Raw genomic sequence first — 20158 nt, 5'->3', positions numbered from 1 at the left:
TGATGGGTCGTGAGGCCATTGCACGCGGGCCGGCCCTGGCGCGCTAGCTGCGGCTGGCCGCAATTCGGGGCAGCCGCAGCTAGGGTCGGCCGCAAGAAAAAGGCGGCCACGAGGGCCGCCTTCGGGACGCAGGGACGGTCAGAAGTCCAGGCGCATCACCGTCAGCGAGAAGCGGTTGGCGTCGCGCGTCGAGGTCGAGCGGCCCTCGCCGCCGTCGCCCAGCGCACCCAGGAAGGCGCCGCTGAGCGAGGCCGACAGCAGGCCGCTGAACAGCTCCAGCGCGTTGCGCAGGAAGTCGGTGGCGCGCTGCTGCGTGGCGGGTTCGACGCTGGCGTTCAGCTTCAGGTCGGTCTTGTTGATATAGGCCTGGTCGACCTTCTGGATATTGCCTTGGGCATCGACGCCCAGGAAGCCGGCGCCGGCCGGGTTTTCCTGAAGCACATTGCCGTCGTCATGCGTCCAGTCCAGCACCTGGCCCCAGCCGGCGGCCTCGTTGATCTTCAGGTCGCCGACCTTGTTGGTGTCCACGCCGCTGATCTGCACGCCGTAGTCGCCGTTGGTGATGTTGACCGTGCTGGCGACCGTCATGCCGTTGCCGGCGTTCCACGGCGTGGTCTCGATGGTGACCTTGGTGCCGTCCTCGAGCTTGAAGGTCGTGGTGCCCCAGAAGTCGAAGGCATGCTTGCCGTCGATGTTGACGTGGGGGTCGCCCCAGATCTGGTACTGCTCGCCGGTCTTCTTGTTGAAGATGAGGACTTCGTTGTTGTCGCCCGCGGTGATGCGGTAGTTGTCGTTCTCGAACACCGCCTTGCCGCCCTGCATCGAGGTGCTGGCGTGGGTGGGGTTGGTGTTGGGCACGCAGGAAGTGGCGGTCAGCGAGGTGCTGCTGGCCGACTGGATGGTGGTCATGGGTTTCTCCTCTGAGGGTGTTTTCAGTCGCGGGGCCATTGCATGCGGACTCGCCTCGGGCCGCTAGCTGCGGCCGCCCGCAATTCGGGGCAGCCGCAGCTAGGGTCGGCCGCAAGGGCGCCATACTCCGCACCCATGCCCCGTTATGTCGCTTTGCTGCGCGGCGTCAGCCCGATGAACGCCAAGATGCCGGAACTCAAGCGCTGCTTCGAGGAGGCCGGCTTCACCGACGTGAAGACGCTGCTCAGCAGCGGCAACGTCGCCTTCTCCACGGCCCGCTCCGCGTCCATCGCGGCGCTGCAAAAGCGCGTCGAGAAGGCCATGCAGGACGGCCAGGGCCACAGCTTCATGACGCTGGTGCGGCCCCAGGCGCATCTGCAGGCGCTGATAGAGGCCGACCCGTTTGCGGCCTTCAAGCTCAAGCCCGGCGCCAAGCGCGTCGTGACCTTCCTGCCCGAACCGCTGGCCGAGAGTCCCGTCAAGCTGCCGGTGACCCATGGCGAGGCCTGCATCCACGGCCTGGACGGCGGCGAGGTCTTCTGCAGCTATTTGCCCGAGGCCAAGGGGCCGGTCTTCATGCATCTGCTGGAGAAGACCTACGGCAAGGCCATCACGACGCGCACCTGGGAGACGGTGACGAAGTGCGCCGCGGCCTGAAGCGCCCAGCTTGACTCCCCATTCGCGGGGGCCGCAATGGTCTTCTTCACCTGGCGGGATGCGGCCGGCTGGCCAGAATGGCTGCCAGAGAAGTCGAAGGGAGCAGGACCATGACGAGCGCCATCCGTTTCAAGCCCAGGTTCTGGCTGCAGGCCGGCGATGAGAGCTGGTATCCGGCGCCGTGGTGGGCCGAAGCATTCCCGCTGCTGGATGCCTTCGCCGACCCCGCGCACGCGCGCGCCGAGCAGATCGCCCGTGCCCATGAGCTGCGCGAGATCGTCGAGCGGGGCGGGCGAGTGCTCGGCAGCGCGCCCGGCGGCGCCCGTCGGGTCAGCGATGCCGTGCTGGCCGTCTACGCCCGGGCGGGCGTCAGCCACCTGCTGACCCAGCACTGAGGGCTCCAAGCGCACGATTGGTTGCAGCTCTTGTGGCTTGCGGCGACCTCGTCGCCTGAGGGCACAAATCGTCGCCCGGGCTTGCGATTCGGGCGTGCATGCGGCGCCTTCTCCTACAGGCATCGCCCACCATCGGCCTAAGGTTGTGGTCGTGGCGGCGCAATCGGGTGCCGTCCGGGATTCACCGTGAAGGAACAGCCATCATGTCCAACCAGCAACGTCAATCCGGCAAGCAGCAACAGCCCGACAGCGGCCAGAACATCCAGCAGGGCGGTCAGCAGCGCGACCAGAGCCCCGGCCAGCAAAGCCAGCAGGGTTCAGGCAGCCAGACGCCCCAGCAGGGTGGCGGCCAGGCCGGTCGCGATCAGCAGCAGGGCAGCAAGTCCGGCCAGCAGGGTTCCAGGAACCGCTGACTGCGCAAGGGGTTGCGGGTCAAGCGCCGTGAGGCGCCGACCCTGAATTAACCGAGCATCAGGCCAGGGCCTTGCAACAGTCCTGGCCTGTTTTCTATTCGAAGAGATGGCCCAGGTCGTGGTGGCCCATGGACTCGGCCTTGGTGCGCAGGTACTTCTCGTTCTCCGGCCCAGGCGCCGTCAGCGAGGCCTCGCGCTCGACCACCTCGATGCCGAACTCGGCCAGGGCGGCCATCTTCAGCGGGTTGTTGGTCAGCAGCCGGATGCGCTGCACGCCGAGGGCGCGCAGCATGCAGGCGGCGGCGTCGTAGCGGCGTGCGTCGATGGGCAGGCCGAGCTGGGCATTGGCTTCGATGGTGTCGGCGCCGCCGTCCTGCTGGGCATAGGCCCGCAGCTTCTGCACCAGGCCGATGCCGCGGCCCTCGTGGCCTCGCATGTAGACGATGGCGCCGCGGCCCTGGGCGGCGATGCGCTGCATGGCAGCTTCGAGCTGGGGCCGGCAGTCGCAGCGCAGCGACCCGAAGACCTCGCCCGTCATGCATTCGGAGTGCACGCGCACCAGTGGCGGCTCGCCGCCGCCCAGTTCGCCGAGGCTCAGCACGACGTGCTCCTGCCCGGTATCACTCTCACGGAAGCCGTGGATGGCGAACTCGCCATAGGGCGTGGGCAGGCGGGTGGAAACGATGCGTTCGATCTTCATGGGAAGCGCCATTCTCCCCCCGCACGGGAAAACCCGTGGCGAACAGGGCAGACTGCGGCCTCTAACTTCCCGGGAATACGCCATGGCCCAGACCCTTCAGTTCCAGCGCCCCGACGGCGCTCGCGTGTCCGGCTATCTTGCCGAGGCCGAGCGCCCGCTCGGTGCCGTCGTCGTCATCCAGGAGTGGTGGGGACTGAACGAGCAGATCCGCGGCGTGGCCCGGCGCTGGGCCAGCGCCGGCTTCACGGCCCTGGTGCCCGACCTCTACCGCGGCAAGAGCACCGTCGAGGAGGAAGAGGCCCATCACCTGATGACGGGCCTGGATTTCGGCGATGCGGCTTCCCAGGACGTGCGCGGCGCCGTGGCCTACCTCAAGGGCCTGCAGATCGGCGGCGGCAAGGTCGGCATCACCGGCTATTGCATGGGTGGTGCGCTGACCGTGCTGTCCTCCACCCTGGTGCCCGAGGCGGACGCTGCCGTCGTCTGGTACGGCATGCCGCCGGTCGAGTATGTGGACGCCGGCAAGATCAAGATGCCGGTCCAGGCCCACTGGGCCACCCAGGACGAGTTCTTCCCGATTGCCGGCGTGGACGCGCTGGAAGCCAGGCTGTCCGAAGCCGGCGTGCGCTACGAGGGCCACCGCTACCTGGCCCACCACGGCTTTGCCAATGAAGAGGCGCAAGGGCCGGGGCGCATCGCCAAGACCCAGTACGACGCCGCCTGGGCCCAGCAGGCCTGGGATCGGGCGATGCGCTTCCTGGGGCAGAACCTCGGCTGATCGGCCTTCAGGCCTGGGATGCGCCCTGCAGGCCCTGCAGTTGCGCCAGCGAGGCTTGCAACAAGTCGTCCACCAGGCCGAGCACCCGGTCCCGCTCGGCAGCGATCTGCGCCGTGTCGGTGTCGGCGAGCAGCTGGTGGAAGGGCCGCGCCAGCGCCGCCCCCGCCATCGGGCCGCGCGGCCCCTCCGGCAGGCCGCCCTGGGGGCTGGAGGCGCGTTCGGTCAGGTCGAGCATGGTGCCGACCATGCGCAGCGCGCGTCCCTCGGGGCTGCGTTCGATGATGCGGCCGCGGGAATGCATCAGGCGATAGCCCGACCCGTTGCTGCGCAGGCGAAAGCTCGCCTCGTAGAAGGCTTGCGCGCCGCGCGCATGTTCGCGCATCGCGGCCAGCATGGGTTCGAGGTCCTGCGGGTGGACGCGGCAGCGCCAGAAATGCGTGCTGTCGGCGCGATGCGGCTCGGGGAAGCCCAGCCTCAGCTTCCACTGCGGTGAGTAGTGGACGGTCTCGAGCTCGAAGCGCAGGTCCCAGACGCCGAGTTCACCCGCCTCGATCGCCTGCCGCCAACGCATCCAGGCCGGTTGATGCCGCAATTCCATGCCGGCGATTGTGGGTCAGGCGCTGCGCCTGACCTGCAGGCGGGGTTCGGCCATCCAGGTCTCGCTGTCGGGGCCCAGGGCGCCGGGACGCAGGCCGTCGGCGCGCAGGGCGCCCACATAGCCGTCGCGGCCCTGGGCCTTGGCGGCGTAGAGGGCGGCGTCGGCCAGGCTCAGCGTGGCGTCCCAGTCCCAGGCGCGGGGCGCCTCGGGGTCCAGCGGGAAGACGGCAAAGCCGATGGATACGGTGACGTTCAGGCCGCTGCCGTCCGGCAGCGTGAAGGGCTGGTCGCGCACGGTCGCGCAGAAGCGCGCCGCCAGATCGGCCGCGCCATCGCGCGCGCCGCCCCGGGCCAGGGCCAGGAACTCCTCGCCGCCCCAGCGCACCAGCACATCGCTCTCGCGGAAGATGGTGCGCAGGCGGCGGGCGAACTCGACCAGCACCTGGTCGCCGGCGGCATGGCCGTGGCGGTCGTTGATGCGCTTGAAATGGTCGAGGTCCATCAGCATGACGAGCAGGTCGGCCTCGTCGTCGCGGCTGTTGTGGCGCGGCTCGGTGTAGTGGCGCAGGCAGAGTTGCAGGTCCGAGGTGACCCGCGAGTCCAGGTAGCGGCGGTTGCGCAGGCCGGTCAGCGGGTCGGTGGTGCTGGCCTCGCGCAGCTCGGCAGTGCGCTGCTCCACCAGGGCCTGCAGCGCCGTCTCGCGGCGGGCCAGCTGCACGGTGCGCCGCGCCACCGCCCAGCGCAGCAGCGCCCAGGCCAGGGCCAGCAAGGCGAGCAGGGCAGCGGCCTGGGCCCAGCGCGTCTGCCACCAGGCCGGCAGCAGCTCGATGTTCAGCAGCAGCGGCCGGTCGCCCCACATGCCATGGTGGTTGGTGGCATAGACCTCCAGCCGGTAGCGGCCCGGCTGCAGGCCGCCGTAGGAGGCGAAGCGGGCGCTGGCGTCGAGGAAGGTCCATTCGGCATCGACGCCCTCCAGCCGCATCATGTAGCGCAGCTTGGCCGGGTCGATGTAGTCCAGGGCGGCGAACTCGACGGCGAAGCTGCGCGTGCCTGCCGGCAGCCTGAGCCCCTGCGTCAGGTCCTGTTCCGGCTGGAAGGGCTGGCCGTTGCGGCGCAGGCTGCTGATGACGACCGGCGGCGCATAGCGCGAGGGCATGAAGGCCAGCGGCTCGACGACGAGCAGGCCGCGGCTGCCGCTGAACAGCAGGCGGCCGTCCGGCAGGGCGGCGTCGGCGAAGAAGCGCGGCGTGCCCATGGGCGGCCCTTCGGCGCCGCTGAGTTCGTCCAGGCGCTTGGCAATGGGGTCGTAGACCGACTGCTGGCTCCACACCCGGCCCCGGCCGTCCTCGTGCAGGTTGACGCCGAAGGGCCGGCCGGGCGCGCCCATGCGTTCGCTGATGCGCTCGAAGCGCGCGCGGCCCTGCTCGTCATAGCCCTTGAGGCGGTGCAGGCCGCTGACGGCGGTGTCCACATAGAGGCTGCCGTCGCGCGTGTGCAGCAGGCCGAGCACGGCCGGGAAGCCCAGGGTCTCGCCGGGGGCGCCCTGCACCTCGGCCAGGCGCTGGCCGTCCCAGCGGAACAGGCCGGCCAGGGCACCCACCCAGAGCTGGCCCTTGGCGGGATCCATGCGCAGCGCATGCACGCCGCCGCGCAGCGGCTCGCCGTCGGCGCGGCGCACGCGCTCGGCGCGCGGGGCCTTGGGCGAGGCCAGGCGGTAGAGACCATCCTGCATGCCGACCCAGACCTCGCCATTCGGCAAGGCCAGCACGCGATGGGCGCGGCCGCCCTCCAGCGCCCAGCTGGCGAGCAGTCGGGCGCTGCGCGGCTCGCGCCGCTCCAGGCGGCCATTGGCCACCAGCCAGACGCTGCCGTCCGGGCCCTCGGCGAGGTTGTCGACCGGCGTGTCGGCCTCGCGCGGCCAGCGGCCGACGGTGTGCAGCTGCGCGTCCAGCAGGGCCACCGGCCCGCTGTGGGTGGCCACCATCAGCAGGCCGTCGCGGCGGGGCAGCAGGCCGCGCAGGTCGCTGCTGGCCAGCGGGCTGTCGGGATCGGCATCGGGCCCGCGCACGGCCAGGGCCGGGTGCTGCTGGTGTCGCTGCAGGCCCACGCCATAGCCGCCCACCCACATCGCGCCGGTCTGGTCGCGCAGCAGCACATTGACGTCATTGCCGGCCAGGCCGCCGGGCAGGTGGGGGTTGTGGCGCAGCTGGCGCAGCAGGCTGCCGCTGGCGCCGTCCAGCCAGGCGATGCCATCGGTCAGGCCGGCCCAGACGCTGCCGTCCATGCCCTGGGCCAGGGCCTGCACGCCGCCCTTGAAGCGGGGGGCCAGCCAGCGCGGCTCGCCGCCGGCCTCGAGGCGGCCGATGCGTCCGTCCACGCTGCCGAACCAGAGCCGGCCCTCGCGGTCTTCCAGCAGCGTGCTGATGCCGATGGGTCCCTCGCTCTCAGTGCCAGGCAAGGTCAGCGATGTCCATTGGCCGTCGGCCGCGCGCCGCGCGAGGCCGCGCCAGTGGCCGGCCCACAGCGAGCCGTTGCCACCCACCGCCAGGGCCAGCACGCGCCTCTCGGTCTCGCCGTCGATCTTCAGGGGTTCGGCGTCGAAGCGCTGGGCGCGCGGGTCATAGCGCAGCAGGCCCTGGCCCAGCGTGCCCACCCAGACCTGGCCCTGGCCGTCCTCGGCGAGGGCGCGGATGGGCGTGGCGCGCTCGCTGCCGCTGCCCAGCATCTGCACGCGGTCGAAGGCGGGCTCGTAGCGGGCCAGGCCGTTGACCTCGGTGCCAATCCACATGCCGCCATCGGCGGCGGGTGCCAGCGAGCGCACCCAGCCGAGGTTGCGCTGCACCGGCGTGGCGCCCTCGCGCTCGATGGGGCGCAGGCGGTAGCCGTCGAAGCGCGCCAGGCCGTCGCTGGTGCCGATCCAGATCAGGCCCTGGCGGTCCTGGGCCAGGCTGCCGACCACGTCGCGCGGCACGGCGACGGTGGCGAACTGGGGCTCCAGCGCACTCGCCGCCGTGGCTGACGGCGGCGTCGCCTGAGCCCCGGCCACACCGGCCAGCATGGCCAGCATGGCCGGCAGCAGCGCGGCCATGCCGCGCCTGGGCGGGGGCAGGCGTGCTGTCATGCGCGAATCAGAACACAAGGCCAGGGCGCTGCCGGCCGCTTCGGGCGCCCGGACAATCGGCCCATGTCTCATGCCGTCTCCCTGCTGCGCGCCGCCCGTTTGGCGAATGCCACCAAGCCCTTCATGGCACGCGGGGGCTTCAAGCGCGAGCGCTGCGAGGGTTGCCGGCTGGTGCCGACGCATTGCATGTGCGCCCTGCGCACCTCGCTGCCCACGCGGGCGGCGGTGTGCCTGCTGATGGCCGACATCGAACCGCTCAAGCCGACCAATACCGGCTGGCTGATCGCGGACACGGTCCCCGACACCTTCGCCTTCGGCTGGTCCCGCACCCAACCCGATCCCGCCATGCTGGCGCTGTTGAGCGATCCGGCCTGGGACTGCTATGTCGTGTTCCCGGGCCAGTACGCCGCACCGGAACGTGTGGTGCACGCCGTCCAGCCGCACGCGCCGGGCCAGGGCGCTGCGGTGAAACGCCCGCTCTTCATCCTGCTGGACGGCACCTGGTCCGAGGCGCGCAAGATGTTCAGCCGCAGCCCCTATCTGGACCGCATGCCCGTGCTCAGCCTGGAACCCGCCGGGGCCTCGCAGTACCAGCTGCGCCGCTCACGCTGCAGCCACCATTTCTGCACCAGCGAGGTGGCCGCGCGCTGCCTGAGCCTGGCGGGCGACGCGGCGGCCGAGAGGACGCTGCAGGCCTATCTGGGCGTCTTCACGCATCACTATCTGCAGGCCAGGAACCAGTTGCCGGTGGTCTGGGAGGGGGCGGCGCATCGGCGGCTGCGGGAGGCGGTGGAGCAGCAGGTGGGGAGTCGGCTATTTGCAATAGAACATAGTCTGTAGCGCCTGAGGCGAAAGTTTAATTGCGCATTTGGCATAATTATTCTACCGATTTTGGAATTAGAACGGTATCAACAAAATAGCGGCTGGTTCCGCTTGTCGGCTCGGCGGGGCTTGGGCACTCTCTATCGGAGCCGACCATGTTCGCGTGCACCCATGGCGATCGGCCGGAACTGTTGGCCCCAAATCCAGGCTCCCAGACAAATCGCGTCAGCGTTGCGATTACTTCACCGGTTTGTTTGTCAACAACCTTCAGCTTGGTGCCAGCAATCCACAGCGCACGATCTTGAGGATCAACGATATTTTCAAAATCGAGCGCGTATCGTGTATTCGAAGTTTCCACCGGAGTGCACCGATGCTGACCATCTACCCAATTGGGGTGATTGCGAGACCAGTTCGGCGTGCACCGCAACCGTTGGCCGGCATCATTGATAACCTCAACAAATTTGTAGCCAGCAAAAAGAGTTATATCTTTCTGTGGCACTTCTGATGTCAGCGGTCCAAGTCCCCCTCGTCGATCTGGCCATGGTGCGTACTTCCGCTCGTACATTAAGAATTGCTTTATATAGTTTTCACCCTGATGCTCGGCGGCTAGCGCCGCATCTGGAAACATCGGATCAGAGTACTCTTTTCCGCCCATGGGAAAAGGGTTCCTGATCTTTGTCAGCTCTATTCCTTCAACATCCAGGACAGTTCGCTTGATTGAGATGCCAGCTGTCTTGCATCGTTCTTTAAACAAGGCTTTGGAAGCCTCTTGCTGCTGACGAAGACTTCCCGTTGAACTCGCTCCACCGGCGCATCCGACTGCACTGGCGAGAACACCAGACAAAAGGATTCCTTTCGCGAAGGCCATAGAAGGAAAATTCCCACGTACCCATGGGCTGAGCGTCTTGGATCGCATCTTCAAACTCTCCGTGCAGTCTCTGCCCCTGTCAAACGGGAGCGGCATCAAGGTCTATGAAGGCAGTTGGGAGATTCGCTGCGCGGACCCGGCGCCACTCCTTTGCAGATCGAGTCCAGCGCGTCCTTACCAGCTGCAGTGCTGTAACTTAGCCGAGGCCGCCCTCAAATCGGCAACGCATTCGTCGACTTGACCTCCTCCATGACCGCATAGGTGCGCGTCTCCCGCACGCCCGGCAGGGTCCAGATGACGCTGCCGATGAACTCGCGGTAGGCGCCCATGTCGCGCACCCGGGTCTTGAGCAGGTAGTCGAAGCCGCCGGCCACCAGATGGCATTCCAGGATCTCGGCGCGGGCCTGGACGGCGGCCTTGAAGTTGTCCATCACGTCCATCACCGTGCGGTCCAGGTGCACCTCGATGAAGACCAGCATGGCCGCGCCCAGCTTGGCCGGGTTCAGCCGCGCCTCGTAGCCGAGGATGTAGCCCTCGCGGGTCAGGCGCTTGACGCGCTCGAGCACGGCCGTGGGCGAGAGATGCACCGTTTCCGCCAGCTTCAGGTTGGAAATCCGCCCATCGGCCTGCAGGACGCGCAAGATGCGCTCGTCGATCTTGTCGAGTTTGGCTGTCTCATCGTTCATCTGGATTTTTCTCTGCGTCAGCGTCAATCCTTGGAATTTAATCCAAGTGACACGCCGATAAAGTGCGAAACCTCACCAGGAGACCCGCATGCCCACGCCCTTCGTCGCCCCGACCGAACAGCCCCGTCTGCCCGACCCCTACCGGGCCGAGCATGGCGTCGTGCAGGCCCTGGCCGACCGCGTGGGCGCTGCGCTGGACTGGCCCGGCGTCATCCGCACGGCCGGCCCCTGGGTGGAGCAGGTGCGCAGGAACCCGGCGCCCTTCTGGGCCATGGAATCGCTGCTGCGCGAATACCCCATCACCAGCGCCGAGGGCCTGGCCCTGATGCGCCTGGCCGAGGCCCTGCTGCGCGTGCCGGATGCGCCCACGGCAATAGCGCTGACGGCCGACCAGCTGGGCCGCGCCGACTTCGACGGTGCCAGCGAAGGCAGCCCGCACAAGATGCTGGCCGCGCTGTCGGCCTCGGCCATCTCCATGTCCAAGCGCTTCCTGCCGGGCGCTGAAGACGACAACGGCCTGTTCAAGCGCCTGGGTTCGCAGACGGTCGTGGCGGCCACGGTGCGTGCCATCCAGCTGCTGGGCCGCCAGTTCGTGCTGGGCCGCAATATCGGCGAGGCGATGAAGGAGGCCGACGCCGCCCGCAAGCAGCAAAAGCAGCTGCGCTTCAGCTACGACATGCTGGGCGAAGGCGCCCGCACCGAGGACGACGCACGCCGCTACCAGGCCGCCTATGTGGGCGCCATCAAGGCCATCGCCGCCGGCCAGCGGGCGTCCTCGCCCGAGGCCTCGGACGGCATCTCCATCAAGCTCAGCGCCCTGTTCAGCCGCTACGAGGTGCTGCAGCGCGAGCGCGTCTTTGCCGAGCTGCTGCCGCGCGTCTGGGAGCTCATCGAGCTGGCCGCCGCGGCCAATATCAACCTGACCATCGATGCGGAAGAAGTCGATCGCCTGGAGCTGTCGCTGGACGTTCTGGACGTGCTGGCCGCCCGCATCGCCGCCCACTACCCGCAGTGGCGCGGCTTCGGCCTGGCCGTGCAGGCCTACCAGACCCGCGCGCTGGCCGTCGTCGATGAAGTGGCCGCCATCGCCCGCAAGCATGGGCTGCGCTTCATGGTGCGTCTCGTGAAGGGTGCCTACTGGGACGGCGAGATCAAGCGTGCCCAGGAGCTGGGCCTGTGCGCCTACCCGGTGTTCACGCACAAGCAGCACACCGATGTGAGCTACCTGGCCTGCGCCCGCGCGCTGATCCAGCATGCCGACGTCATCTACCCGCAGTTCGCCAGCCACAACGCCGGCACCATTGCCGCCATCGTGCAGATGGCCCGCGCCACCGGCGCTCCCTTCGAGATGCAGCGCCTGCACGGCATGGGCGAGGGCGTCTACCGTGAGGTGCTGAAGGACGGCTCCATCCCCTGCCGCGTCTACGCGCCGGTCGGCGAACACCGCGACTTGCTGGCCTACCTCGTGCGCCGCCTGCTCGAGAACGGCGCCAACTCCTCCTTCGTGCACCAGCTGGCCGACCCGGCCGTGCAGGTGCCCGAGCTGCTGGGCTCGCCGCTGGCCGAGGTGCGCGCCCGCAGCGCCCTGCCGCTGCCGCCCGACCTCTACCGCGATGCCGAAGGCCGTGGCCGCGCCAATTCCACCGGCGCCGACCTGACCGCCCCGGCCCAGCGCGCGCCTCTGCAGGCCGCGCTCGAAACGACACCGGTCCACGCCGTGCCCGAGGCTTCGGGATCGGAAGTCGACGCCGCCATGCAGCGCCTGCACGCCGGCTTCCCGGCCTGGAATGCCACGCCGGTCGGCCAGCGCGCCGCCATCCTGCGCCGCGCCGCCGACGACCTCGACGCCCGCCTGGCCGAGTTCTGCGCCCTGCTCGTCAAGGAAGCCTTCAAGACGCAGGCCGACTGCGTGGCCGAAGTGCGCGAGGCCGTCGACTTCCTGCGCTACTACGCCGACCAGGCCGAAGCCGAACCCGCGCTGATGCAGGGCCGCGGCGTCTTCGTCTGCATCAGCCCCTGGAACTTCCCGCTGGCCATCTTTGCCGGCCAGGTCGTCGCGGCCCTGGTCGCCGGCAACAGCGTTGCCGCCAAGCCCGCCGAGCAGACGCCGTACGTCGCATTGAAGATGGTCGAGCTGCTGCACGCTGCCGGCGTGCCGGCCGATGCGCTGGCCCTGCTGCATGGCCCGGGCGAAACCGTCGGCGCCGGCCTGGTGGCCCATGCCCACACGGCGGGTGTCTGCTTCACCGGCTCGACGATGGTCGCCCAGATCATCAACAAGGCCCTGGCCAGGAAGCCCAATTCGCCGATTCCCCTCATTGCTGAAACGGGCGGCCTGAACGCCATGGTGGTGGACTCGACGGCCCTGCCCGAGCAGGTCATCGACGCCGTCGTGCAGTCGGCCTTCCGTTCCGCCGGCCAGCGCTGCTCGGCGCTGCGCCTGCTCTGCGTGCAGTCCAGCATCGCCGAGGGCGTCATCGAGATGCTGAAGGGCGCGCTGTCGCAGTTGCACGTCGGACAGCCGGCCCACCTCGCCACCGATGTCGGCCCCGTCATCGACGACGAGGCCCACGCCAACATCAGCCAGCATGTCGAGCGCCTGAAGCGCGAAGCCAAGCTGCTGGCCGAGGCGCCGGTGGCCGAGGCCATGCCGCGCCAGATCCGCCCGGTCGCCTTCGAGCTGCCGCGCATCGCCCACCTCGGCGAGGAGATCTTCGGCCCGGTGCTGCACGTGGTGCGCTTCGAGGATTCAGTGGACGACGTCATCCAGGAGATCAACGCCCTGGGCTATGGCCTGACGCTGGGCATCCAGACCCGCATCGACAGCCGCGCCCAGCGCCTGGCCGACGAGGCGCGCATCGGCAACGTCTACGTCAACCGCAACATCATCGGCGCGGTGGTGGGCGTGCAGCCCTTTGGCGGCGAAGGCCTGTCCGGCACCGGTCCCAAGGCCGGCGGCCCCGACTATCTGCGCCGCTTCTGCGCCGAGCCCCTTCTCGAGGCGCCGCTGCCCACGCTGGCCATGGACGGCCGCGCCGAAGCCCTGGCCGTCGGCGCCGACGCCGGCTGGCGCGACACGCCGCTGGCCGAGCGCATCGCCACGCTGCGCCGCGCCGCCGACACGCTGGACGCCCCCGCTGCCCTGGCCCTGCGCGGCCTGTTCGCCGCCGCCCAGACCCAGTTCGCCGACGTCGCGCTGCCCGGCCCCACGGGCGAGAGCAACACGCTGCGCCACCATGCGCGCGGCGTCTTCGCCGTGCTGGGCCGTGGCGAGGCCGGCCTGGCCGCCGTCGTCAGCGCCCTGCTGGCCGGCAACAGCGCCATCTGGCTGGGTGGCGACGAGCGCGCCCGCCAGGCCCTGCTGCGCGCCGGCCTGCCCACCAGCGCCCTGACGCTGCTGCCCGACGCCACCCTGCCCGGCCTGCTGGCCGCGACCCAGCTCGCCGGCGTCGCCCTGGCCTCGTCGGACACGGCGGCCGCCCATGTGCTGGCCCAGGCCCTGGCCGCCCGCAGCGGTGCCATCCTGCCGCTGGTGACGGCGGCCGGCCATGTGCGCCAGCTCTACCGGTTCACGGCCGAGCAGACGCTGACCGTCAATACCGCAGCGGCGGGGGGCAATGCTGCCCTGCTCGCGGGTGTTCATTGAGGCAGCGCTAACGTCGGCGGGCTTATCCTCGGCGGCAAACCTGCCCCGAGAGAGGCCCGCCCTTGAGCGTCCCGTCCGCCCCCGCGATTTCCCCGTCTGACGCGGCCCGCCTTGGGCGCCGCGGCTTGCTGGGTCTGGCTGCCGGTGGTCTGTTGCTGCCGGACTGGGCGGCCGCCGAGCCCCTGCTGCCGGCCCTGATCCCCGACGATGTGCTGCTGGACTACCAGCGCTTCCTGGCCGGCCGCGACCCGGCCGCCATCACCGACTACGGCGGCCCGCTGTCGCGGCGCGATGTGGTGGAGGTGGTGCTCATCCACCAGGCCCTGGCCCGCCAGGACCGCAGCCTGCGCCTGAGCATGGCGCCCATGCCCACCAGCCAGCGCCTGCAGGCCGAGCTGCGCATCGGCCACGCCGCCTGCAGCGCCACCACCTACTGGCGCGAGGACTTCCCCAAGCCCGACGGCCTGCTGTTCAGCGACGCCCTGCTGCAGGACGGCGAGTTTGAGGCTGGCCTCTACACGACGCCCGGCAACGCCCGCGCGCTGGCGGCGCGCCAGCTGGCCGATGTGCAGCAGCTGCGCATCCTGAGCAACAACACCTGGCGGGTCGACTGGCAGACGCTGGAGCAGCTGGGCATGGCGAATCTGCAGCATGTGGCCAGCTGGAACCTGATGCCGCGCATGCTGCAGCAGGGCCGCGCCGACCTGCTGCTGGCCCCCTTCCAACCCACGCCCGACCTGGCCCTGGTGGTGGAAGGCGTGCGCCTCGTGCCCGTCCCGGGGCTCAAGGTCAGCATGCGCGGTACGCGCCATTTCCTCGTCTCCGCCACCCACGCCCTCGGGCCGCGCCTGCTCGAGCAGCTCAACGCCGGCCTGGCCCGGCTGCGCCAGCAGGGGCTGGTGAAGCGGGCCTATGAGCAGAGCGGTTTCTTCAATGCCAGGGTGGCGGGGTGGACGAGGCTCTAGGCTTGGTCAAGCCCGCGGGCCAAGCACGGTCTCCAGTTCAGGCCAGGGAATGTCGCAGTACTGCTCCGTCTCGGGCCATTGCTCTGGAGGGAGCGACAGCTCGATGGGCTCGCCCGCATCAAGTGGATCGCCACTGAAGGTCATGCTGATCACAAAACCCGCCTCAGGTGCACGCACCATGACCAGCCTGGACATCGGCTTGAAGCTGCTCGTGACGGGATCCTCGTCCTGCACACCCAGGTCCTGGCTTTCGGGGTCATACAGCGTCAGCACTCGATCATCAGGCGTGCGCAAAAAGTAGATGAGCCCGCCATGCTCCGGTTCCTGGAAGCGCTTGGTGGCATTGAAGACGTAGTGCTCTTCGACGACCTGGGCCGCCACAAGGTCGGCGTTCAATGAGGGCCGCATATCCTTCGAGCGCCTCACCCATCGGACGCTGCTGAAAGCCGCATAGGCGCCACAAAGGGGCGTTGCGATGCCCAGAATCCATGGGGCCATGGGGCTGCGGAAGCCGTAGTCAACGCTGAACAACCAGCGAGTCAACCCAGCGCAGATCAACCACACGATGACGCATCCCAGCAGGCTGACCGCCCACAGGACCAACGCACTCTCAAGCCCTTGGCGCCAGCGACCCATCGTGGTGGTCGCTTTGCTGAGGAGAGTCTGCAGGAAGGCTTGTTCCTCGGCTGTCGCGCTGCGCTGAATCGTGTGGTTTGGCATGGCTGCGCAGAGATGCTACCGGCCGCGTCTCGCTGTCAGCCGCGTGGCGCAGTTGTACGCGGCAAGCGCGAAGTTCTTGACCCCCAACACGGTATAGACCCAGGCCTTCTGCCAGCGGTGCTGAACCACGAAGACATGCAGATGCCAGTTCGGCCTTTTCCGGATGGAGCGGCCGCTGTGGATCAGCATGAAGGCTTGATCGTCGCCAACCGCAGCCAGCGCCAAGCGTTCTGCTTCACTGACGAAGAAGTTCATCAAATCTGTCGAAGACGCCGGATGCCCTGCCTGCTGATGGCAAAGCACGAAGCAATGCCGCAAGCCCGGCAAGCGGTACTTCACCACCACGCATGCGCGCTCGGCATATCCGTCGGGAACAAGGACTTGGCGGTCGAGCATGAAACGGGGCACGGATGCATTCTGGGCCTTCGCCAGTCCGCACTTGCCGCTGCAACAACCCTGAGCCACCATCGCCCCACACGCCCGCTGTCCCGGCGTGCAGGGAGAAGACCGATGTTTCCTTGGTTCTGGCTCTGGGCGCCCCAGTTGCGCCTGCCTTTCAGCGGTGACGTGGCGCAGGACATCGAGCCGCGCCTCGACTGGTTCTTTGCGGGCATCAAGCCCCAGGCCGGCAACGCGCGCATCGAGGCCCGCGCCTTCGACGTCGCCACCTATGGCGACCAGCTCGGCGTGATCACCAAGCTGCTGATCGAAATGGCCGAGCGCCAATCGGCCGAGGTGCAGGCAGCTTCAAAGCCTTTGGAGGAACTGCGCGCCATCCACGAACGCATCGAGGCGATCAAGGATGAGGAATGCGAACGCGAGTTGGCGATGCTGGAGGCGCGGGTGAAGCGCCTGCGAGAGCGTCAGAAATAGCGATCCAGAAAGTCAGCCGCCTCGTCACTGAGCCCGACGATCTTGTTCGTCGCCTGGCGGTAGAACTTGAAGTTCAGTTCGGTCTCCGGTCGGCCGTCGTCCCAGTCCTTGAAAGGCTTGAGTTCGGTGCGGCCGAGGTGGCGTTTGGCGGAGGCCGTGCGTTTGACGGTGATGCTGACGCGTGGGGTCTGTCGCTCCACATCCGGCAAACGCGGCGTGGCTGCGGACGATGTGACCACGCCTCTGGCGACCAGGCCCGTCCCGCCCTCGTTCTCGCTGGCGAAGAGATAGATCACATCGTCGACGGCGATGCGCTTGCCGTCGTACATGGTCTTTTGCGCGGCAAAGGCCCAGGCACTTGCCCCCGGGTCGGCGATCTCGGTCTTGATCGCGAAGACAGCCACGGCCGTGTCAGTCCCACCAGCAGGCAACGGCGCGCGTGCCCGCGGGCACGGTGTAGGGCTCGCAGTCCTGGTCGGCAAAACCCACCCAGGTGTCGTCCGGCCGCAGGGCGTCGGGGAACCAGCTCGCCACCTGTGCCGGCGACGCGGTCGTCATCACGTAGACGGTGTCCGAGAACGGCCATTCCGGCACATCGAAGCAGGTGATCTGCACCCGGACATCCTTCACTTCGGGGCGTTGCGCGATCGCTTTGAAGAGCTGGTGGAACACTTCCGGCTCCGGCATGTCCGGCAGGTTGCAGCCGATGCTGCCCGCCACGGTGTTGCCTTCAAAGAACTCCGCGATCGTCACGAGCGGGCGCGGCGTGTCGGCGTCTTCCGGGTGGCCGAGCCGCGTGACTCTTTCGGTGATGCGTTCCAGCGGGGTCATGCGAGGGTGCCTTCCAAGGTGAGGGCTTCATTCTGCGGCGTCCGTGCCATCCGCTGCCGCTTTCGCGGCCACGACGTGGGCATGCATCCAGAAGTCGCCGGGCCGGCCCCGCACCAGGGGCTTGCGCGCCGTCTGGCTGGCAATGCCCTGGCCGCCAACTCGTGTGCTCGTGGACGACGCGCAGCGACAGGTAGCCGAACCAGACTGGCAGGTCGGCGGCTTCAATGGGCCGCAGCATCACGCGGGGATGGCTGGACTCGGGCAGGGCGGTGAACTGCATGGAGGCATCTGCTCACCCGCACAATGCATGGCGATGCTGCCGATGACACCACCCCCCGTGCCCAGCGTGGACCCCATGCCAGAGAAGCCGCCCGAGCCCGACTTCGACGCCTGCTGCGGCAATGGCTGCTCGCCCTGCATCTTTGACCTGCATGACCTGGCGATGGACGACTACCGCCAGAAGCTGCGCGCCTGGCGCGAGCGGCATCCCGAGGCCTCCTGAGGACACCGCCATGTGCCGCAACATCCGCACCCTCTTCAACTTCGAGCCCCCGGCCACCGAGGTCGAGATCCGCGACGCGGCGCTGCAGTTCGTGCGCAAGCTGAGCGGCTTCAATGTGCCGTCGAAAGCCAATGAAGCAGCCTTTGACCACGCCGTGGCCGCCATCGCGGCGGAGGCGCGCACGCTGATCGCTTCGCTGGTCACGAGCGCCGAGCCCAAGAACCGCGAGGTCGAGGCGGCCAAGGCGCGCGAGCGCTCGGCCGAGCGCTTCGGACGGTCATCGGCCTGAAGCACAATCGCCGCGCCCCCGGCTCCCTCCCATCGCCATGCGCCTGAAGCTCGCCCTCGCCGTCGTCGCCCTGCTGCTGCTCATCACGGCCTGGTTCGCCTTCGCCTGGCATTGGAGCTATTCCGATGGCGAGCGCGCCGGCTGGGTGCAGAAGCTCTCGCGCAAGGGCTGGATCTGCAAGACCTGGGAGGGCGAGCAGGCCCTGGTCTCCCTGCCGGGCACCAGCTCCGTCGAGAAATTCCAGTTCACCGTGCACGACGAAGCCACGGCCCAGGCCATCAACAAGGTCATGGGCCGGCGCGTCAACCTGCATTACGAGGAGAAGGTCGGCCTGCCGGGCTCCTGCTTCGGCGAGACGCGCTACTTCGTCACCGGCGTCACGCTGGTGGACGAGATCTCGCTGTCGCCCGGCGTCGTCGTGCCTGTACCGCCGCCCTCTCCGACCTCGGCCGCCAGCCGCTGAGCGATGGACCGGCATGGCTGATGCCATGCCTTGTCAGCGTTGTCAGGCGAAACTAGCCGGATGTCGCTGTTCCAACCGCTGATCTCCCGCTTCGAGCGCCTCGTCGACCCCTATCCCGAAGCGCCCGTTGCCCGCGCCGACGCGCTGCCGACGCGCTTCTTCGCCTTCCTGTGGCGCTGTGCCGATGGCGTGCGCCGCCAGCTCTTCGTCGTCACGCTGTTCACGGCCGGCATCGCCGCGGCCGAGGCCCTGCTGTTCAGCCTGATGGCCAAGCTCATCGACTGGCTGGCCACGCAGAAACCCGCCGAGTTGTGGAACCAGCCCCAGCCCGTCGTGATGCTGCTGCTGGGCGTGCTGGCCGTGTCCATCGTGCTGGCCGCCGTGCAGGCCCTGACCAAATACCAGGGCGTGTTCGGCAACTTCCCGATGCGGCTGCGCTGGGTCTTCCACCGCCGCATGCTGGCCCAGAGCCTGGCCTTCTTCGGCGACGAGTTCGCCGGCCGCATCGCCACCAAGGTCATGCAGACGGCCCTGGCCGTGCGCGACACCTGGCTCATCGTTGTCGACATCCTCGTCTACGTGGCCGTCTACTTCGGCACCCTGGTCGCCATCGTCGCCAGCTTCGACGCCTGGCTGATCGCGCCCTTCGCGGCCTGGCTGGCCCTGTACCTGCTGGCCCTGCGCTATTTCGTGCCGCGCCTGGGCAAGATCGGCCAGGCCCAGGCCGACGCGCGCAGCCTGATGACGGGCCGCATCACCGACGCCTATACCAATATCGCCACCGTCAAGCTGTTCGCCCACGGCCGCCGCGAGGCTTCGTATGCCAAGTCGGCCATGCAGGACTTCATGGTCACGGCCTATGGCCAGATGCGGCTGGTGACGGGCTTCGAGGTCGTCAACACGGTGCTGTCGGCCCTGCTGGTCGGCAGCACGGCCCTGCTGTCGCTGTGGCTGTGGGGCGTGTCGGCCATCGGCGTCGGCGCCGTCGCGGCGGCCACCGCCATGGCCATGCGGCTGAACGGCATCTCGCACTGGATCATGTGGGAGATGGCCTCGCTGTTCGAGCACGTGGGCACGGTGCAGGACGGCCTGGCCACGCTGGCCAAGCCGCAGACGGTGCTGGACGCGCCGGCCGCGAAGGAGCTGGTCGTCAGCCACGGCGAGGTGCGCTTCGACCAGCTGCGCTTCCACTATCCGAATGGCAAGGTCGTCGTCGACGGCCTGGATCTGACCATCCAGCCGGGCGAGAAGATCGGCCTGGTCGGCCGCAGCGGTGCGGGCAAGAGCACGCTGGTGAACCTGCTGCTGCGCCTGTATGACCTGCCCGAGAACGGCGGCCGCATCCTCATCGACGGCCAGGACATCGCCGGCGTCACGCAGGACTCGCTGCGCCGCCACATCGGCATGGTCACGCAGGACACCTCGCTGCTGCACCGCTCGGTGGCCGACAACATCCTCTACGGCCGGCCCGACGCCGGCGCCGACGACATGCAGCGCGCCGCCGTGCGGGCCCATGCCGAGGAGTTCATCGCGACGCTGTCCGACCCCAAGGGGCGCACCGGCTTCGAGGCCCATGTCGGCGAGCGCGGCGTCAAGCTGTCGGGCGGCCAGCGCCAGCGCATCGCCATCGCCCGCGTGATGCTGAAAGATGCGCCCATCCTGCTGCTGGACGAAGCCACCAGCGCGCTGGACAGCGAGGTCGAGGCCGCCATCCAGCAGTCGCTGTACTCGCTGATGGAAGGCAAGACCGTGGTCGCCATCGCTCACCGCCTGTCCACCATCGCGGCCCTGGACCGGCTCGTCGTCATGGACGCCGGCCGCATCGTCGAGCAGGGCACGCATGCCGAGCTGCTGGCCCAGAACGGCATCTATGCACGGCTCTGGGCCCACCAGAGCGGCGGCTTCCTGGGGTTGGACGACTAG

At 68.7% G+C, this 20158-nt stretch carries 22 protein-coding genes; 12 read left to right on the top strand and 10 right to left on the bottom strand.

The window, feature by feature from the left end; translation table 11 throughout:
- Positions 1–138: 138 nt before the first annotated feature.
- Complete coding sequence (locus AC07OY_RS12075; RefSeq protein ID WP_495042819.1) at positions 139–909, bottom strand: DUF1521 domain-containing protein; 771 nt, start codon at positions 907–909, stop codon at positions 139–141.
- A gap of 135 nt (positions 910–1044) precedes the next feature.
- Between AC07OY_RS12075 and AC07OY_RS12070 the strand changes: the two genes are divergently transcribed.
- The 3 genes from AC07OY_RS12070 (at position 1045) to AC07OY_RS12060 (ending at position 2374) form a co-directional block, all read left to right on the top strand.
- Positions 1045–1566 (top strand): DUF1697 domain-containing protein, encoded by a 522-nt coding sequence (locus AC07OY_RS12070; RefSeq protein WP_495042818.1) that lies wholly within the window; start codon positions 1045–1047, stop codon positions 1564–1566.
- Between the two features lie 110 nt (positions 1567–1676).
- A complete protein-coding gene (locus AC07OY_RS12065) occupies positions 1677–1961 on the top strand; it encodes a hypothetical protein (RefSeq protein WP_495042817.1) in 285 nt (94 codons plus the stop codon).
- Positions 1962–2164: 203 nt separating this feature from the next.
- The gene (locus AC07OY_RS12060; RefSeq protein WP_495042816.1) at positions 2165–2374 is read left to right on the top strand and encodes a hypothetical protein; all 210 of its coding nucleotides are present in this window, start codon (positions 2165–2167) and stop codon (positions 2372–2374) included.
- Positions 2375–2468: 94 nt separating this feature from the next.
- On the opposite strand, the gene ribA is transcribed toward AC07OY_RS12060, so the two are convergent.
- Positions 2469–3074: a GTP cyclohydrolase II gene (gene ribA, locus AC07OY_RS12055; protein ID WP_495042815.1), complete on the bottom strand. Its 606-nt coding sequence runs from the start codon at positions 3072–3074 to the stop codon at positions 2469–2471.
- A gap of 82 nt (positions 3075–3156) precedes the next feature.
- Here ribA and AC07OY_RS12050 point away from each other — a divergent pair, with 82 nt between their 5' ends.
- Positions 3157–3852 (top strand): dienelactone hydrolase family protein, encoded by a 696-nt coding sequence (locus AC07OY_RS12050; RefSeq protein WP_495042814.1) that lies wholly within the window; start codon positions 3157–3159, stop codon positions 3850–3852.
- A 7-nt stretch (positions 3853–3859) separates the two neighbouring features.
- On the opposite strand, the gene AC07OY_RS12045 is transcribed toward AC07OY_RS12050, so the two are convergent.
- Positions 3860–4450 (bottom strand): PAS domain-containing protein, encoded by a 591-nt coding sequence (locus tag AC07OY_RS12045; RefSeq protein ID WP_495042813.1) that lies wholly within the window; start codon positions 4448–4450, stop codon positions 3860–3862.
- Between the two features lie 15 nt (positions 4451–4465).
- Positions 4466–7570: a diguanylate cyclase gene (locus AC07OY_RS12040; RefSeq protein WP_495042812.1), complete on the bottom strand. Its 3105-nt coding sequence runs from the start codon at positions 7568–7570 to the stop codon at positions 4466–4468.
- Positions 7571–7633: 63 nt separating this feature from the next.
- Between AC07OY_RS12040 and AC07OY_RS12035 the strand changes: the two genes are divergently transcribed.
- The gene (locus AC07OY_RS12035; RefSeq protein ID WP_495042811.1) at positions 7634–8410 is read left to right on the top strand and encodes a tRNA-uridine aminocarboxypropyltransferase; all 777 of its coding nucleotides are present in this window, start codon (positions 7634–7636) and stop codon (positions 8408–8410) included.
- 37 nt (positions 8411–8447) lie between these two features.
- Here the strand turns inward: AC07OY_RS12035 and AC07OY_RS12030 are convergent, their stop codons facing one another.
- Together AC07OY_RS12030 and AC07OY_RS12025 are read right to left on the bottom strand one after the other, a co-directional pair.
- Positions 8448–9308, bottom strand: coding sequence for a hypothetical protein (locus tag AC07OY_RS12030; protein ID WP_495042810.1), 861 nt, complete (start codon positions 9306–9308; stop codon positions 8448–8450).
- Positions 9309–9472: 164 nt separating this feature from the next.
- Positions 9473–9946 (bottom strand): Lrp/AsnC ligand binding domain-containing protein, encoded by a 474-nt coding sequence (locus AC07OY_RS12025; RefSeq protein ID WP_495042809.1) that lies wholly within the window; start codon positions 9944–9946, stop codon positions 9473–9475.
- A gap of 88 nt (positions 9947–10034) precedes the next feature.
- On the opposite strand from AC07OY_RS12025, the gene AC07OY_RS12020 reads away from it, so the two are divergent.
- Together AC07OY_RS12020 and AC07OY_RS12015 are read left to right on the top strand one after the other, a co-directional pair.
- Complete coding sequence (locus AC07OY_RS12020) at positions 10035–13592, top strand: L-glutamate gamma-semialdehyde dehydrogenase (RefSeq protein ID WP_495042808.1); 3558 nt, start codon at positions 10035–10037, stop codon at positions 13590–13592.
- Positions 13593–13717: 125 nt separating this feature from the next.
- Complete coding sequence (locus AC07OY_RS12015; RefSeq protein ID WP_495042807.1) at positions 13718–14557, top strand: hypothetical protein; 840 nt, start codon at positions 13718–13720, stop codon at positions 14555–14557.
- Between the two features lie 6 nt (positions 14558–14563).
- Here AC07OY_RS12015 and AC07OY_RS12010 read toward each other — a convergent pair whose 3' ends face one another.
- Together AC07OY_RS12010 and AC07OY_RS12005 are read right to left on the bottom strand one after the other, a co-directional pair.
- Positions 14564–15277 (bottom strand): hypothetical protein, encoded by a 714-nt coding sequence (locus AC07OY_RS12010; RefSeq protein ID WP_495042806.1) that lies wholly within the window; start codon positions 15275–15277, stop codon positions 14564–14566.
- A gap of 15 nt (positions 15278–15292) precedes the next feature.
- Positions 15293–15685, bottom strand: a complete 393-nt coding sequence (locus AC07OY_RS12005; RefSeq protein ID WP_495042805.1) for a hypothetical protein — start codon at positions 15683–15685, stop codon at positions 15293–15295.
- Between the two features lie 102 nt (positions 15686–15787).
- On the opposite strand from AC07OY_RS12005, the gene AC07OY_RS12000 reads away from it, so the two are divergent.
- Positions 15788–16150, top strand: a complete 363-nt coding sequence (locus AC07OY_RS12000; RefSeq protein ID WP_495042804.1) for a hypothetical protein — start codon at positions 15788–15790, stop codon at positions 16148–16150.
- On the opposite strand, the gene AC07OY_RS11995 is transcribed toward AC07OY_RS12000, so the two are convergent.
- Both AC07OY_RS11995 and AC07OY_RS11990 read right to left on the bottom strand, forming a co-directional pair.
- Positions 16141–16554 carry a hypothetical protein gene (locus tag AC07OY_RS11995; RefSeq protein WP_495042803.1) on the bottom strand — a complete coding sequence of 138 codons (414 nt, stop codon included), beginning with the start codon at positions 16552–16554 and terminating at the stop codon, positions 16141–16143. The two genes, AC07OY_RS12000 and AC07OY_RS11995, sit on opposite strands and share 10 nt — an antisense overlap.
- A 7-nt stretch (positions 16555–16561) precedes the next feature.
- Entirely contained in the window at positions 16562–16981 is a 420-nt protein-coding gene (locus AC07OY_RS11990; RefSeq protein WP_495042802.1) for a YfbO family protein, read from the bottom strand.
- Between the two features lie 322 nt (positions 16982–17303).
- Between AC07OY_RS11990 and AC07OY_RS11985 the strand changes: the two genes are divergently transcribed.
- The 4 genes from AC07OY_RS11985 (at position 17304) to AC07OY_RS11970 (ending at position 20158) form a co-directional block, all read left to right on the top strand.
- Positions 17304–17483 (top strand): oxidoreductase-like domain-containing protein, encoded by a 180-nt coding sequence (locus AC07OY_RS11985; protein ID WP_495042801.1) that lies wholly within the window; start codon positions 17304–17306, stop codon positions 17481–17483.
- Positions 17484–17493: 10 nt separating this feature from the next.
- The gene (locus AC07OY_RS11980) at positions 17494–17772 is read left to right on the top strand and encodes a DUF2277 domain-containing protein (protein WP_495042800.1); all 279 of its coding nucleotides are present in this window, start codon (positions 17494–17496) and stop codon (positions 17770–17772) included.
- A 37-nt stretch (positions 17773–17809) separates the two neighbouring features.
- Positions 17810–18235: a hypothetical protein gene (locus tag AC07OY_RS11975; protein WP_495042799.1), complete on the top strand. Its 426-nt coding sequence runs from the start codon at positions 17810–17812 to the stop codon at positions 18233–18235.
- A gap of 78 nt (positions 18236–18313) precedes the next feature.
- Positions 18314–20158, top strand: a complete 1845-nt coding sequence (locus AC07OY_RS11970; protein WP_495043525.1) for an ABC transporter ATP-binding protein — start codon at positions 18314–18316, stop codon at positions 20156–20158.

Source organism: Roseateles sp. GW821-FHT09H10 (assembly GCF_059415865.1).
This window is presented reverse-complemented; position numbering and strand designations above follow the sequence as displayed.

Coding starts and splice junctions, on each gene's coding strand:
- AC07OY_RS12020 (WP_495042808.1), top strand. CDS start 10,035: ATGCCCACGCCCTTCGTCGCCCCGACCGAACAGCCCCGTCTGCCCGAC.
- AC07OY_RS12025 (WP_495042809.1), bottom strand. CDS start 9,946: ATGAACGATGAGACAGCCAAACTCGACAAGATCGACGAGCGCATCTTG.
- AC07OY_RS12010 (WP_495042806.1), bottom strand. CDS start 15,277: ATGCCAAACCACACGATTCAGCGCAGCGCGACAGCCGAGGAACAAGCC.
- AC07OY_RS12030 (WP_495042810.1), bottom strand. CDS start 9,308: ATGCGATCCAAGACGCTCAGCCCATGGGTACGTGGGAATTTTCCTTCT.
- AC07OY_RS12075 (WP_495042819.1), bottom strand. CDS start 909: ATGACCACCATCCAGTCGGCCAGCAGCACCTCGCTGACCGCCACTTCC.
- AC07OY_RS12065 (WP_495042817.1), top strand. CDS start 1,677: ATGACGAGCGCCATCCGTTTCAAGCCCAGGTTCTGGCTGCAGGCCGGC.
- AC07OY_RS12035 (WP_495042811.1), top strand. CDS start 7,634: ATGTCTCATGCCGTCTCCCTGCTGCGCGCCGCCCGTTTGGCGAATGCC.
- AC07OY_RS11975 (WP_495042799.1), top strand. CDS start 17,810: ATGCGCCTGAAGCTCGCCCTCGCCGTCGTCGCCCTGCTGCTGCTCATC.
- AC07OY_RS12045 (WP_495042813.1), bottom strand. CDS start 4,450: ATGGAATTGCGGCATCAACCGGCCTGGATGCGTTGGCGGCAGGCGATC.
- AC07OY_RS12050 (WP_495042814.1), top strand. CDS start 3,157: ATGGCCCAGACCCTTCAGTTCCAGCGCCCCGACGGCGCTCGCGTGTCC.
- AC07OY_RS12000 (WP_495042804.1), top strand. CDS start 15,788: ATGTTTCCTTGGTTCTGGCTCTGGGCGCCCCAGTTGCGCCTGCCTTTC.
- AC07OY_RS12060 (WP_495042816.1), top strand. CDS start 2,165: ATGTCCAACCAGCAACGTCAATCCGGCAAGCAGCAACAGCCCGACAGC.
- AC07OY_RS11980 (WP_495042800.1), top strand. CDS start 17,494: ATGTGCCGCAACATCCGCACCCTCTTCAACTTCGAGCCCCCGGCCACC.
- AC07OY_RS12070 (WP_495042818.1), top strand. CDS start 1,045: ATGCCCCGTTATGTCGCTTTGCTGCGCGGCGTCAGCCCGATGAACGCC.
- ribA (WP_495042815.1), bottom strand. CDS start 3,074: ATGAAGATCGAACGCATCGTTTCCACCCGCCTGCCCACGCCCTATGGC.
- AC07OY_RS12040 (WP_495042812.1), bottom strand. CDS start 7,570: ATGACAGCACGCCTGCCCCCGCCCAGGCGCGGCATGGCCGCGCTGCTG.
- AC07OY_RS11985 (WP_495042801.1), top strand. CDS start 17,304: ATGACACCACCCCCCGTGCCCAGCGTGGACCCCATGCCAGAGAAGCCG.
- AC07OY_RS11990 (WP_495042802.1), bottom strand. CDS start 16,981: ATGACCCCGCTGGAACGCATCACCGAAAGAGTCACGCGGCTCGGCCAC.